The organism is Vibrio sp. 10N.286.51.B11, from assembly GCF_041469245.1.
Taxonomy (GTDB): Bacteria; Pseudomonadota; Gammaproteobacteria; order Enterobacterales; family Vibrionaceae; genus Vibrio; species Vibrio crassostreae_C.
On record NZ_JBFRKI010000030.1, the window covers coordinates 90,948 to 104,609 of the forward strand.

The 13,662-nt window shown below is 45.6% G+C and carries 13 protein-coding genes; 7 read left to right on the forward strand and 6 right to left on the reverse strand.

Annotation, left to right across the window (positions count from 1 at the left end; translation table 11 throughout):
- Positions 1 to 6: 6 nt before the first annotated feature.
- The 4 genes from hutU to hutC all read right to left on the reverse strand — a co-directional run bounded on the left by hutU (position 7) and on the right by hutC (position 4,866).
- Positions 7 to 1,701 (reverse strand): urocanate hydratase, encoded by a 1,695-nt coding sequence (gene hutU, locus AB4154_RS15745; RefSeq protein WP_017063597.1) that lies wholly within the window; start codon positions 1,699 to 1,701, stop codon positions 7 to 9.
- 78 nt (positions 1,702 to 1,779) lie between these two features.
- Positions 1,780 to 2,808, reverse strand: coding sequence for a formimidoylglutamase (gene hutG, locus AB4154_RS15750; protein ID WP_102393420.1), 1,029 nt, complete (start codon positions 2,806 to 2,808; stop codon positions 1,780 to 1,782).
- Positions 2,795 to 4,039: an imidazolonepropionase gene (hutI, locus tag AB4154_RS15755; RefSeq protein WP_372123506.1), complete on the reverse strand. Its 1,245-nt coding sequence runs from the start codon at positions 4,037 to 4,039 to the stop codon at positions 2,795 to 2,797. Before hutI ends, hutG begins: the two co-directional genes overlap by 14 nt.
- A gap of 113 nt (positions 4,040 to 4,152) precedes the next feature.
- Positions 4,153 to 4,866, reverse strand: a complete 714-nt coding sequence (hutC, locus tag AB4154_RS15760) for a histidine utilization repressor (protein WP_017078663.1) — start codon at positions 4,864 to 4,866, stop codon at positions 4,153 to 4,155.
- A gap of 181 nt (positions 4,867 to 5,047) precedes the next feature.
- Between hutC and AB4154_RS15765 the strand changes: the two genes are divergently transcribed.
- The 7 genes from AB4154_RS15765 (at position 5,048) to AB4154_RS15795 (ending at position 10,394) form a co-directional block, all read left to right on the forward strand.
- Positions 5,048 to 5,791, forward strand: a complete 744-nt coding sequence (locus AB4154_RS15765) for a sporulation protein (protein ID WP_372123508.1) — start codon at positions 5,048 to 5,050, stop codon at positions 5,789 to 5,791.
- 382 nt (positions 5,792 to 6,173) lie between these two features.
- Positions 6,174 to 8,102 carry a threonine--tRNA ligase gene (gene thrS, locus AB4154_RS15770; protein WP_017059786.1) on the forward strand — a complete coding sequence of 643 codons (1,929 nt, stop codon included), beginning with the start codon at positions 6,174 to 6,176 and terminating at the stop codon, positions 8,100 to 8,102.
- Positions 8,103 to 8,104: 2 nt separating this feature from the next.
- A complete protein-coding gene (gene infC, locus AB4154_RS15775) occupies positions 8,105 to 8,656 on the forward strand; it encodes a translation initiation factor IF-3 (RefSeq protein ID WP_076654893.1) in 552 nt (183 codons plus the stop codon).
- 104 nt (positions 8,657 to 8,760) lie between these two features.
- The gene (rpmI, locus tag AB4154_RS15780) at positions 8,761 to 8,955 is read left to right on the forward strand and encodes a 50S ribosomal protein L35 (protein WP_004738430.1); all 195 of its coding nucleotides are present in this window, start codon (positions 8,761 to 8,763) and stop codon (positions 8,953 to 8,955) included.
- Between the two features lie 42 nt (positions 8,956 to 8,997).
- Positions 8,998 to 9,351, forward strand: coding sequence for a 50S ribosomal protein L20 (gene rplT / locus AB4154_RS15785; protein ID WP_004733517.1), 354 nt, complete (start codon positions 8,998 to 9,000; stop codon positions 9,349 to 9,351).
- A gap of 210 nt (positions 9,352 to 9,561) precedes the next feature.
- Complete coding sequence (gene yqfB, locus AB4154_RS15790) at positions 9,562 to 9,876, forward strand: N(4)-acetylcytidine aminohydrolase (RefSeq protein ID WP_017063603.1); 315 nt, start codon at positions 9,562 to 9,564, stop codon at positions 9,874 to 9,876.
- A gap of 68 nt (positions 9,877 to 9,944) precedes the next feature.
- Positions 9,945 to 10,394, forward strand: a complete 450-nt coding sequence (locus AB4154_RS15795) for a hypothetical protein (RefSeq protein ID WP_017063604.1) — start codon at positions 9,945 to 9,947, stop codon at positions 10,392 to 10,394.
- An 81-nt stretch (positions 10,395 to 10,475) separates the two neighbouring features.
- Here the strand turns inward: AB4154_RS15795 and AB4154_RS15800 are convergent, their stop codons facing one another.
- The gene (locus tag AB4154_RS15800; protein WP_372123510.1) at positions 10,476 to 11,714 is read right to left on the reverse strand and encodes a leucine-rich repeat-containing protein kinase family protein; all 1,239 of its coding nucleotides are present in this window, start codon (positions 11,712 to 11,714) and stop codon (positions 10,476 to 10,478) included.
- A gap of 115 nt (positions 11,715 to 11,829) precedes the next feature.
- A complete protein-coding gene (locus AB4154_RS15805; protein ID WP_372123512.1) occupies positions 11,830 to 13,404 on the reverse strand; it encodes an ABC-F family ATP-binding cassette domain-containing protein in 1,575 nt (524 codons plus the stop codon).
- Positions 13,405 to 13,662: the final 258 nt, after the last annotated feature.

Genomic DNA, 13,662 nt, shown 5'->3' on the forward strand with positions numbered 1-13,662 from the left:
CAGACATTAAAGGCGACGAAGTTCTTCGTTTAGCATAGGTAAATCAAGCTTCTGCTCTTTGGCACATTGCTTGGCAATATCGTAACCTGCATCAGCATGACGCATAACGCCGGTTGCTGGGTCATTGTGAAGTACGCGAGCAATACGCTGCGATGCATCTTCACTGCCGTCACAACAAATCACCATTCCTGAGTGTTGTGAGAAGCCCATGCCAACGCCACCACCATGGTGCAGAGAAACCCAAGTTGCGCCACCTGCCGTATTTAGAAGGGCGTTCAATAGAGGCCAATCTGATACGGCATCTGATCCATCCATCATGCCTTCTGTTTCGCGGTTCGGGCTTGCTACTGAACCTGAATCTAGGTGGTCACGACCAATAACAACCGGTGCTTTAAGTTCGCCATTTTTGACCATTTCATTGAATGCTTGGCCTAAGCGTTCACGGTCTTTCAAGCCAACCCAACAAATACGAGCTGGTAGGCCTTGGAACTGAATGCGTTCACGTGCCATATCTAGCCAGTTATGTAGATGTGGGTTGTCTGGAATCAGTTCTTTTACTTTTTGGTCTGTTTTGTAGATGTCTTCTGGGTCACCAGATAGTGCCGCCCAACGGAAAGGACCAATACCTTCGCAGAATAAAGGTCGAATATAAGCCGGAACGAAACCTGGGAAATCAAACGCGTTTTCTACGCCTTCTTCCAGTGCCATTTGGCGAATGTTATTACCGTAATCCACGGTCGCTGCGCCGCGGTATTGCAGGTCTAACATCGCTTGTACTTGAATCGCCATAGATTGCTTAGCGGCTTTCACCACTTTTGCTTCATCAATGGAGCGCTCTTGTGCGGCTTTCTCCATCGTCCAACCTTGCGGCAAGTAGCCGTTAAGAGGATCGTGGGCAGAGGTTTGGTCAGTCACCACATCAGGTGTGATATTGCGTTCAACTAACTCTGGGAAGACGTCTGCGGCGTTACCTAATAAGCCAACAGAGATTGGCGTGTCTGACTCTTTAATCATTGCCATCGCTTCATCTAAGCTGGTGGCTTTTTTGTCTACATAGCCAGTACGCAAGCGGTAGTCGATTCGTGATTCATCACACTCCACTGCGATCATTGAGAAGCCAGCCATCGTTGCAGCAAGAGGTTGAGCGCCGCCCATTCCACCAAGACCGCCCGTTAGAACCCACTTGCCGTTTGCTTCACCTTGGAAGTGCTTCTTCGCGATAGCGACAAAGGTTTCGTAAGTACCTTGAACGATGCCTTGTGAACCAATGTAGATCCAGCTGCCCGCGGTCATTTGGCCGTACATCATCAAGCCTTCTTTATCGAGCTCGTTGAAGTGTTCCCAGTTCGCCCAGTGTGGAACAAGGTTCGAGTTAGCGATCAGTACGCGAGGTGCGTTTTTATGAGTCGGGAACACGCCCACAGGTTTACCGGATTGAACAAGTAACGTTTGGTCGTCCTCTAAACGCTCTAATACTTCAACAATTTTGTCATAACATTTCCAATCACGTGCCGCGCGACCAATACCGCCATACACAACCAGTGCATGTGGGTGTTCTGCCACATCAGGGTCTAGGTTGTTCATCAGCATACGCAGTGGTGCTTCTGTTAACCAAGATTTAGCGCGCAAAGTGGTGCCGTGAGGTGCGCGAATTTCGCGAGTCGTGTCGAGACGAGGGTCACTGTTGTGGTGTTCCGTCATTTTGGAATTCCTTCTGTTTCACGTTATATCGTTGTAGTTGTAGTTGTAGTTGTAGTTGTAGTTATCGGTATAGCTGGATTAGTCGCTGGCCATTGCACTGGCAATATCCCAACATAAACGAGCCGCTAATCGAGCCGTTTGGCCATCGACGTCGTAGTCTGGGTTGTATTCCGCTATGTCCGCGATAATGAGTTTTTCACTGTGTTGGAAAATCTGTTCTAGAAAAGGAGCAAGCGCTTCATAGCTCACGCCTCTTGCCGCTGGTGCACTTACGCCCGGCGCAGTAGCTGCGGGGAAAACATCGAGATCAATGGTGAGATAGAGATAATCACACTCAACGATGAATTTTTGTAACTTGATCAGTTGAGCGACTTGATTCACTTGGGTCATGTTGCGGTCGTGTTCATACCACACGCCCAGTTGGTCAGCTTTGTTAAACAGCGCTTTGGTATTGCTGGCGGCACTCACACCAAGACAAGCGTAATGAAACGGCCATTGATGTGCGTGGCAGTAATCACTGATCTGGTTAAAAGGCGTGCCGGAGCTCGGTTTAACATCGGTGATGTCGCTTTCAAATTCACGAAGATCAAAGTGAGCATCAAAATTAACGATGCCGATCTTAGGATTGTGTTCTGATTGAATTTTATTTAGGTGCTCAGCGAGACCTTGGAACGTTGCCCAAGCCACCTCGTGACCACCGCCAAGGGTAATCACTTTGTTGGTTGCTAAGGCATTGGCAATCACAGAAGCACACTGTTTTTGGCTGACTTCTAATTGACCATCATTGCACTCGATATCACCAAGATCGGCGATGTGTGCGTCACTGTGCCAAGCCATATTCGCCAACGCTTGGCGTATCAAGTTAGGTGCTTGTTTCGCGCCCACGCGTCCTTTATTTCTTGCAACACCGGCATCGCTGGCAAAGCCTACCAAGGCGATATCACCGTCAGTCAGCTTGTCACTTAACTCACTACTTTGCACTTGCTTGGTAATGTGATGAACGCGAGTACCGAGTGCGCCATCTTCAAGATCATTACGTCCGGTCCACACAAAGTTATGCACGGTTGTTGCGTTCTCTTGGATACCGTTGGATTTAGATTGAGTCATGACACACCTCGCCATTAACAATGCGTTTATGCAGGTGAGGAAGACCGACTTGATAGCTTAGATCTGCAGGGTGGTCGATGTTCCAGATAGCCAAATCTGCGGCATAACCGATTTCGACTTTGCCTTTGGTTTGTGACTCACCAATGGCAGCCGCCGCGTTACAAGTTACACCGCGTAGCGCTTCTTCAGGCGTCGTACCAAACAGGGTGCAGCTCATGTTCATCATCAGCGTTAAGTCTGCAAAGGGAGATGTGCCGGGGTTTAGGTCGGTCGCGATCGCCATTGGGATTTTGTGTTCACGAAGTAAAGCAATAGGTGGCTGTTGAGTCTCTTTCAGGAAGTAGAAAGCACCGGGTAGCAAGGTGGCAACTGTGCCTGATTCTGCCAGTGCTTTTACTCCGGTTTCATCAAGGTATTCAACATGGTCAACAGAGAGTGCGCCGTATTTAGCTGCAAGCGCGCTGCCACCCATATTCGAAAGTTGTTCAGTGTGGCCTTTAATCGCGAGGCCATGTGCTTTGGCTGCTGCAAATACACGTTCGGTTTGTTCTAGGTTGAAGCCGATAGATTCGCAAAACACGTCAACTGCATCGGCGAGCCCTTGCTCTGCAGCTTTAGGAATGATCTCTTGGCAAACCAGATCGATATAGCTGTCCGGTTGCTCTTTGTATTCGGGTGGCACAGCATGTGCTGCAAGGAGTGTGGTGGTGATTTTAATACGACGGTGGTTTTCTAAGGCTTTAGCAGCACGTAACATCTTAAGCTCGTCATCAAGTGTTAAACCATAGCCAGACTTTACTTCAACGCTGGTGACACCACTTCTTAGCAGGCCGTCTAATCTAGGCAGCGCCATCTCAACCAGTTCGGCTTCTTGTGCGGCTCGTGTCGCCGTTACCGTCGCTAAAATACCACCGCCTTGTTTTGCGATGTCGGTGTAGGAGACACCATTTAACCGTTGTTCAAATTCATTGGCACGATTACCTGCAAACACCAGATGAGTGTGGCAATCAATCAGTCCTGGTGTGACGAGCTTGTTTTTGCAGTCGTAGATGATGTGATCAACAGAGCGGCTAGCACTCGCCGTTTCACAATGAAGTGACTCATCGCTTGAGTGTGACAGGGATACGATCTTACCGTTCTCGATAACGATATCTTGCGGGGAAGAAGGTTGATAACCGTCAGCTCCCGAGCTCATCGAGACCACTCGTGCGTTTTTGAGGATCAAATTCATAATCACCTAGATCTTTGCTAAACATTAAATGTATATACAAATAAATAGGCTAAACGCTGACCCGAATCAAGTTGATGTTGCAAAAATGTGATCGGCGATCAGGATGATGTTCTTTAATCTAGAAGTATCTTGGAGCTTAATTTGTACTTAGAACCAGGATGGTAGAGCAATGCAAAGCTGATTAGACGTTCTTTACTCCATGTTCTTCTATTCAAAAGAAGGCAAGGTTCTGATTCAGAAAGTTTTAGTGACGTTCTGATTTGAGAGTCAGGAATAATGGCTTCAACCGTATGCTCTATAGCACTCAACGGGCAGTTTTTTGAAAGGTATTCGTTGGGCGTAGAGGTTGAAAAGTCTTGCTCTAGGTATTTTGGTGCGGCTTGAGAGTTCACCCAGCGCGCTTCCAATTGAATCGGCGCGTTGTCCGCAAAGTGGATGATTTCACTATAGAATACTTCGGCATTGATCATTACACCTAACCGTGTGGCGGTGCTTTCATCAGCCTTGATACTATCGTGCTTGATAACTTGACTAGCATACGTTTGGCCTCGGTCTTTGATCTCTTGCGCGATATTGTTGATATCAAGCAGGGGAGATTGTGCTTTTTCGTCTGGTTCACAAACAAAAGTACCCAGCCTTGGTTTCCTGATTAGCTTACCTTCAGACACCAGATCTCGAATGGCCTTATTCACTGTCATTCGACTCACTTTGAACTGTTCAGTGAGTTCTAGCTCTGTGGTTATCTGGTAACCCACTGGCCAGTGACCACTGGTGATATTCTCGTCTATGAACTGTTTTATCTGAAGGTAGAGCGGTGCTTTCGACATAATGAAACCTTATTTGACTATACAAATAGAGTAACGGAATTTTTCACGATTTCAACATTTCCTCGGGCAATGTGACCTTATTCAACATAGATGGGGCAAATTGCTTGATTCTGTGAGGCAAGTGTCGCAAATTGTCACGCAATAACTATTCGTAAATCAGATAATTAGAAAGGGAAATAATATGTTTAAGAAATTAAAGGCCTCGTTGGGCATCGGTGCAGCAAAGGTTGATACCGTCTTAGATAATATTGAAGTTTTCCAAGGTGGAGAGTTGTCTGGCAATGTTCACATTGTTGGTGGCGACGTTGAGCAACAAATCGACCTGATTAACTTGGTTCTCAACACAGAAGTAAAAGTCGAAACGGAAGATAGCACCAGCTACGAAACTTTTTCGTTGGGTCGTATTCAAGCGGTAGAACCATTTGTGATCCAACCGGGTGAAACCAAATTGGTGCCGTACCGTCTTAAGTTAAATGATGAAACACCAGTCACGGCGTTGAACGCACAAATGAACCAATGCCATGTGTGGGTTGAAACCAACCTAGATATCGGCTTTGCGATTGATCCTAAAGACCGTGACTTTATCTCCGTTCATCCACTGCCAACAGTCGCTAAAATTATCCAAGGTGTGGAAGCATCGGGCATGGCAATGGTGAAAGCAGACGTAGAGAAGGGCTTCTTAAAAGGCAACAGCTTTGCTTCTCGTTCGGGCTGTTACCAAGAGATTGAGTTTCGCAGCGGCGGCTTCATGAATAATAAAGAGATCGAGCTGTCATTCATCGTTGAAGGTTCAATGGTTCACTGCCTAGCAGAAATCGACCGCTCAATGAGCTTCCGCGGCGACCAATACATCTCATTCAGCTTACCTGCTAATGCGGCCGACTCAGACATTCGCAACGCTGTATCAAGAATCATGAGTGCGTAGTTCCCTCTCTGTTAGCAGTCGCTCTGTCTATTAATTAATAGAGACAATACAACTTTTCAAGCCGAACTTAACCATTCGGCTTTTTTGTATTGTAGATAAAGCCAACGAATTACTGATTGAACTATGGGTTAGGCGTTAGAAGGATCTATATAGAAGAGACATTTCAGTCATATAGTTTTGTGGTGCTGCGGGACTAACATTGTCATTTCATATTATTTCGTTACAATGTTCGGCTACTCACAGATGTGGCATCTGTATTTGCTTCTATGTGGGTATATTTATTATGCATATATCCCCAATCAGCGTACTCGTTGATTGAAAGACATATATTAAACATTTTCATGTGTTGCTTGGTGTGCAACACCACTGTAAAGGACAAATAATGCCAATTATTACTCTTCCTGACGGTAGTCAGCGTCAATTTGACAACCCTGTATCAACTCTAGATGTTGCCCTATCAATCGGTCCTGGTCTTGCGAAAGCTACCATTGCTGGTCGTGTAGACGGCGAGCGTGTTGATGCTTGTGATCTTATCGAAAACGATGCAAGCCTAGAAATCATCACAGCTAAAGATGAAGTTGATGGCCTTGAGATCGTTCGTCACTCTTGTGCTCACCTTTTAGGCCACGCGGTTAAGCAGCTTTTTCCAGAAGCGAAAATGGCGATCGGTCCTACTATCGATAACGGTTTCTACTACGATATCGATCTTGAGCACTCTCTAACGCAAGACGATCTAGAAAAGATCGAAAAGCGCATGAAAGAGCTAGCGAAGACCAAATACCAGGTTGTTAAGAAGAAAGTTAGCTGGCAGGAAGCGCGCGACGCATTCGAAGCTCGCGGCGAGACTTACAAGATTGAAATCTTGGACGAGAACGTTTCTAAAGATGACCGTCCAGGCCTGTACCATCACGAAGAATACATCGATATGTGTCGTGGTCCACACGTGCCTAACATGAGCTTCTGCCAGCACTTCACTCTACTTAACGTAGCGGGTGCATACTGGCGTGGTAACAGTGACAACAAGATGCTTCAACGTATCTACGGCACTGCATTCCACGACAAGAAGGCACTTAAAGCTCACCTTGTGCGCCTAGAAGAAGCCGCTAAACGTGACCACCGTAAAATCGGTAAAGCGCTTGACCTATTCCACATGCAGCAAGAAGCACCAGGCATGGTGTTCTGGCACCACAACGGTTGGACTATCTTCCGTGAGCTAGAAGTATTTATTCGTCAAAAACTGACTGAGTACGATTACCAAGAAGTTAAAGGCCCATTAATGATGGACCGTGTTCTTTGGGAACGCTCTGGTCACTGGGATAAGTACGCTGAAGCGATGTTCACTACTTCTTCAGAGAACCGTGAATACGCTATCAAGCCAATGAACTGTCCTGGTCACGTTCAAATCTTCAACCAAGGTTTGAAATCTTACCGTGATCTACCGCTACGTATGGCTGAGTTCGGCTCATGTCACCGTAACGAGCCGTCTGGCGCACTTCACGGCATTATGCGTGTTCGTGGCTTCACTCAAGATGATGCTCACGTATTCTGTACTGAAGACCAAGTTCAACAAGAAGTTAAAGCTTGTATTGAAATGGTTTACGATACTTACACAACTTTCGGCTTCGAAAGCATCGTTGTTAAGCTATCTACTCGTCCAGAACAGCGTGTAGGTTCAGACGAAATGTGGGACCGTGCAGAGGCTGACCTTAAGCAAGCGCTAGAGGCAATGGACATTGCATACGAGATTCAAGAAGGCGAGGGTGCGTTCTACGGACCTAAGATTGAATTTACTTTGCATGATTGTTTGGACCGCGCTTGGCAATGTGGTACAGTGCAGCTCGATTTTGCATTACCAGAACGTTTAGGTGCTACTTACGTAGGTGAAGATAACGAGCGTCACACGCCAGTTATGATCCACCGCGCGATTTTAGGTTCACTAGAACGCTTCATTGGTATTCTTATTGAAGAATACGCTGGCTTCTTCCCAACGTGGTTGGCGCCAGAACAAGCAGTTGTAATGGGCATTACAGACAAACAGTCTGAATATGTACAAGAAATTACGAAAAAACTGCAAAAAAGTGGATTTAGAGTCAAAGCAGACTTGAGAAATGAGAAGATTGGCTTTAAAATCCGCGAACATACTTTGAAACGTGTACCGTTCATGCTTGTGTGTGGTGACCAAGAAATGGAAGCCGGCGAAATTGCAGTACGTACACGTAAAGGTAAGGACCTTGGCAAATTTAAAGTGGATGACTTTATTTCATACATCCAAGCCGAGGTTTCAAGCCGTAAGCTCAATCTGGAGGAATAGCTATTAAAGGCGGAAGACGTGGCCAACAACCGGCCAAACAAAACCAGCACCGTTTAAACGGTGACATTCGTGGCGTTCGTGAAGTGCGTCTAACTGGCGCAGACGGCGAAGCTGTTGGTGTAGTATCAATCGCTGAAGCGATGGAAGCTGCAAATGAAGCTGGTATGGATCTTGTAGAGATCAGCCCTAACGCCGAGCCGCCAGTTTGTCGTGTGATGGACTACGGTAAGTTCCTCTTCGAGAAGAGCAAAGCTGCGAAAGAGCAGAAGAAGAAGCAAAAGCAGGTTCAGATCAAGGAAATTAAATTCCGACCTGGAACTGATATTGGAGACTATCAGGTAAAACTACGCAACCTGACTGGTTTCCTAGAAGACGGCAACAAAGTGAAGGTAACAATTCGCTTCCGTGGCCGCGAAATGGCTCACCAAGAAATCGGTGTTGACGTTCTTAATCGTTTGAAAGCGGATACTGAAGAATTTGCAGTAGTTGAATCTTTCCCAACGAGAATTGAAGGTCGCCAGATGATCATGGTGTTGGCCCCTAAAAAGAAGTAATTAACGGCTTTGCAAGTAATTGAACCCTGCAGCCTCAGGTTGCGGGGTTTTATTCGCCCTAATTACTATGTTATTAACAACTCAACAATGCGGAGTTATTCATCATGCCTAAGATGAAAACCAACAAAGGTGCTGCTAAGCGTTTCCAGAAAACTGCTGGTGGTATTAAGTTTAAGCACGCTGGTAAACGTCACATCCTGACTAAGCGTACTACTAAGAACAAGCGTCAGCTACGTCCGAACTCGATCCTTCCTAAATGTGAAGTTGCTCAAGTTCTACGTATGATGCCATACGCTTAATTCTTTTTAGTTTATAAATTCGTTTAGTTTAGGAGAAGCATAATGCCTCGCGTAAAACGTGGTGTACAAGCTCGTGCACGTCATAAGAAAGTTCTAAAACAAGCTAAAGGTTACTACGGAGCACGTTCACGTGTTTACCGCGTAGCTTTCCAAGCAGTTACCAAAGCTGGTCAATACGCTTACCGTGACCGTCGCAACAAGAAACGTCAATTCCGTCAACTTTGGATTGCACGTATCAACGCGGCATCTCGTCAAAATGGTCTATCTTACAGCCGTTTCATCAATGGCCTAAAGAAAGCATCTATCGAGATCGACCGTAAGATTCTTGCTGACATCGCAGTATTCGACAAAGCAGCATTTGCTGTTCTAGTTGAAAAAGCGAAAGCATCTCTATAATTTAGAGTTAGCTTAAAGGTTTAAGAAAAGGAGAACTTCGGTTCTCCTTTTTTATTGCCTGTAATTTGGCTTTGCCATACTCTCTCGCATCTCGCATCTCGCATCTCGCATCTCGCATCTCGCATCTCGCACCTAATTTTTATTCGCTTGAACACGCATTCTGGTATATAAACATTTACCTAACCTTTAAATGTAAAGCGACCGAAATAAATGACCGCACCGACCACTATGACGTTCTTCGAACGTTTTGAAACTGACATCCTATCTGGCAAGAAGACGATTACTATTCGTGATGAATCTGAGCGAGACTACCAGCCAGGCAGTGTTGTGGAAGTATCGACGCTAGAGCAAGACCGTGTGTTCTGTAATCTTAAGATCATCAGCGTTGAGCCAATTTTGTTTGATGACTTAGGTGAGTTCCATGCTCAGCAAGAGAACATGACGCTGCAAGTACTGAAAGACGTGATTCAAGATATCTACCCGGGTATCTCTCAACTGTATGTGGTTTCTTACGAGCTTGTGTAGCCCGCTTTAAATAGAATTTGTTGATCAATACTGCGTCTAACGCAGAGCAATGATAAAGGGAAGCCACAATGAGTGAATTACAGAGCGAAACAGTTCAGCAAATTTTGCTTCAACTTTATTGTCGTGAGCAAAATGAGCAGCCGTTAATCTCTAGAACTGATCTCGACATTGCTCTTTATGATAGCGAAGGCTTTCTAGCGTGGCGTGACACAAGGCGTAACTTTACGGTCAGTGATATCGAGAATCGAGTTTGGGTGAAGAGCTGCCCCGGCGGTTACATCACTGAAGTGCACTTCAATGCTGACGGTTCTTTGATTGAATATCGTTTGTTCGACCGATTTGAAACAACAGGGCAGTGGCAACTAAAAGACGGTTTGTTACACGTCGAGATTCTGAAGGGTGAGAACTGCTACCAGTTTGCTGTTGTGGCTCGTGCTGACCTTAATATTCACTCTGCGGTTGAGTATAAGAGCGGAGAGCTGCATTCGTACTTGAAGCTTGTTCAAGTTGAAAGCTAAACGCTGGTTCGTTTAATTAGCATATAAAAAAGCCAACAGTGATGTTGGCTTTGTTGTCTTCAATCTGACTGAATACTTCTATTAAGCTTCGAAGTTCGCCAATAGAGTATAAAGCTCGCTGTCTTGATCTTGCTTTGCACAAATCGTCAGTAGGTCTTCAATAAAGTACTTCAATGCACGTGCTTCAATTCGGCGAATACCTTGTTGATGTTCTTCAGTTAGGTAGCCGTAGATAGTCGCAGCGCCAAAGTCACCAAAGATCATCTGACCTTGTTCGTTCACTAAAGTGTTGTGAGCGTATAGATCACCATGAGAGACTTTATTGGCATGAAGGTGTTCAAACACATCAATCATCTGCTCTGTAATGCTATTGATTTGAGCAATTGAAAGTTCGAAACCTTCTGGGAAAGTATCACGCGTGCAAGTCTCGAGTGTTGGTGGTAGCCCTAGGTTGTAGTAGCTGTTTGGAATGAGTTCCATCACCAAAGCTAGGTAATCTTGTTCCTCTACTTGGGCGATAGATTTTACCAAGTTGTTATGGTGTCCAGCCTGCAAGCACGCTTCCAGTTCATCATGTGGGTAGCCGTCACTGGTGACTTCGCCTTTAAACACTTTAACCGCCACTTCCTGTGGAAAATCGAAGTCGCTGTTTAGCCAGCTTGCATGCGAGATCACGCCAGATGCGCCTTGGCCAAGTACTTGATTCAGTGAATAGCTTTGAGAGCTAACCGCAGGCACGCTATCTAAGCTGCTAGGGTGTTTGCAAAACGGGTTACCCGCAAACGTTAACCAAGCCAGTTTTGGTAGCTTGATAAGGAACTCTGGGAATTCAGTCAACTGGTTTGCAGACAGGCGAACTAGCTCAAGGTTGGATAGGTTTTCCATGCTTTCTGGTAACACGCGAATCTTGTTACCCGCCAATGCCAGTTTCTGTAGTCGCGGTCTTTCACCTAGTGAGCTAGGCAGGGCCTCAATCTCATTGTCGGTCAGGATTAACCAACGTAGTTGAGTCGGCAGAGATTGTTCGCTAACGGTTTTGATTTGGTTGGTTTTGAAGCCAACCATTTCGAGCTTAGGAAGTGACCCTAGAACATCAGGCAGGTGCGTAAACAGGTTATTCGACGCGAAGATAATACGCAGGTTAGTTAGCTTTGATAACTCGGCTGGTAGGTCTGACAGCTGATTACCTGAAAGGTCTAGGATCTCAAGAGAATCTGCAAGCTCTATGATTTCTAGAGGGAACTCTGTGAGACCTTCTGATAGTTTTAGACGCTTAATACCTTTAAGTTGCCCTGATTTTAATTGTTCTAGAGTATGCAAACCTTAGCCTTATGAATAGATGTTCGAGGCGCGTAGTTTACTTGTCTCAACCGAGAAAGGCGAGTATCCGGAAGAATACTCGCCTAACTAAACTAAGTGAACGAATTTACGAAGGTTAAAGTTGTATATGATTTTGGCTAACGCCGACCTCCTCAACAAAATCGCTATCATGACTGACCAAGATGAACGCACCTTGGTATTCACGTAGAGCCGAAGCCAATATTTGCTTTGAGTTTATGTCCAAGTGATTGTCTGGTTCATCAAGTAGAAGAAGTGGGGCATCCTGTTTATGGCTGACGATCAACATCGCTAGCTTCATTTTCTCGCCACCACTGAGGTGAGCGACTTTTCGATATACCGAGTCTCGCCTGAATCCAATTCCCGCTAGCAGGGTTCGCGCGTCGCTCTCTGTTAATCCAAAGCTATGCGTTATTAAACTATCGAACATCGTATCGTTGGTGTCTAACAGGCCAAAGTGTTGGTCCAAATAGACGGTCGCCCCCAAGCGCTTGATCGAGCCTTTATAATTGGCGTGTTGACCGTGAATCGCTTTTAACAGTGTCGACTTTCCGCACCCATTAGCCCCAGTTAGATAACATCGTTCTCCCTGTGATAGAGAGAAGCTAATAGGAGCACCAGAACCAAAACTCAGGCGACACTCTTCAACGCTTAATAGTGAGTGTTGTTTAGAACAATTCGCTTGTTGTAGGTACAACGCTTGCGGCTTCAGTTGCTCTTGTTGTTCTTTAAGAGATTGAAGCTTATGTTGGTTTTGATCCTTTAAGTTCTTGTGGCTTGTTGCCGATGCACCTTGGGTTCGCCCTGCTTTATCTTTCATTGCATCCAATAATATCTTGGGTTGGCTACCCGATTTTCGGAGTCGGTTACCTTGAGCCTCACGTTGTTGTGCTTTTTCCTTGTTAGTCTGAGCTTGGCGCTCGAGTCGTTTTTTTTCCGATTGGTGATGCGTTATCTGCTTGTCCAGTGCTTCACTTTGACTCAACATTTGCGTGAAGTAATCATCGTAATTCCCTTTGTAGAAACGCATGCCCAAACTGTTGAGGTGATAGATCCCTTCCATGTGTCTCAATAAGCTTCGATCATGGCTGACGACAAGCACTTTGCCTTCAAACAACTGACACTGTTCGAGTAACCAATTGCGCCCGTCGCTATCCAAATGGTTTGTAGGTTCGTCGAGAATCAGTATGTTGTGGTTTGATGTGAATATCCGATGAAGCTGTAACAGGGCGAGTTGCCCACCGCTCAATGTATGGCACGGCGTGGTTAACCCACTGGTTATTTTCAATGTGGCTAAAAGTTGCTTTGTGTTCGCTTGTAAATCCCAATCCTCGCCAACGATATTGAAGTGCTGAAGTTCGCAACTCCCTTGCTCTATCGCTTTTAATGCATCTAACTTTTCGGTGAGCCCTAAGAAGTCAGCGATGGTGGTGGCGGAATCCAGTAGCGTTGATGGCAACTGAGAGTAAAAGCCGATCGAACCTTGGCGCGAAATACTGCCTGTTGTGGGTTGTTTTTGCCCGATCAGTAACGAAAGAAGTAGTGACTTTCCAGCCCCATTTCTTCCGACTAGGCCGGTGAGGCGAGTGCTCAAATTAAAGGTGATGTCTTTGAATAACCACTCACCAGTATCGAGTTGGAATGAGAGATTGTTGGCTAATATAGTAGGCATAAAAATACCTCCCTTTACGTGTAAACGAGTAAAAGGGGTGAGGCGCTTTTTCTATATAGAACCCTACACAGAATTCTATGTATAGATCGCCAAAGACGTTACTTAGGTAGCGTACCAATCAAAGATAGGAAATAGAGTGCTGATCAGATTTCTGTCTTTAAGGTGCTGATCTTAAAGATGTAGCTTGTCAAAAAACGGATCTTTAAGAGCTTGATTTGTCGCGAAAATAGATGACGAAGTAACGCCCACTAACCCCGA

Excerpts from the sequence above, each read along its gene's own strand:
- hutU (WP_017063597.1), bottom strand. The coding sequence starts at position 1,701 with ATGACGGAACACCACAACAGTGACCCTCGTCTCGACACGACTCGCGAA.
- hutG (WP_102393420.1), bottom strand. The coding sequence starts at position 2,808 with ATGACTCAATCTAAATCCAACGGTATCCAAGAGAACGCAACAACCGTG.
- hutI (WP_372123506.1), bottom strand. The coding sequence starts at position 4,039 with ATGAATTTGATCCTCAAAAACGCACGAGTGGTCTCGATGAGCTCGGGA.
- hutC (WP_017078663.1), bottom strand. The coding sequence starts at position 4,866 with ATGTCGAAAGCACCGCTCTACCTTCAGATAAAACAGTTCATAGACGAG.
- AB4154_RS15765 (WP_372123508.1), top strand. The coding sequence starts at position 5,048 with ATGTTTAAGAAATTAAAGGCCTCGTTGGGCATCGGTGCAGCAAAGGTT.
- thrS (WP_017059786.1), top strand. The coding sequence starts at position 6,174 with ATGCCAATTATTACTCTTCCTGACGGTAGTCAGCGTCAATTTGACAAC.
- rpmI (WP_004738430.1), top strand. The coding sequence starts at position 8,761 with ATGCCTAAGATGAAAACCAACAAAGGTGCTGCTAAGCGTTTCCAGAAA.
- rplT (WP_004733517.1), top strand. The coding sequence starts at position 8,998 with ATGCCTCGCGTAAAACGTGGTGTACAAGCTCGTGCACGTCATAAGAAA.
- yqfB (WP_017063603.1), top strand. The coding sequence starts at position 9,562 with ATGACCGCACCGACCACTATGACGTTCTTCGAACGTTTTGAAACTGAC.
- AB4154_RS15795 (WP_017063604.1), top strand. The coding sequence starts at position 9,945 with ATGAGTGAATTACAGAGCGAAACAGTTCAGCAAATTTTGCTTCAACTT.
- AB4154_RS15805 (WP_372123512.1), bottom strand. The coding sequence starts at position 13,404 with ATGCCTACTATATTAGCCAACAATCTCTCATTCCAACTCGATACTGGT.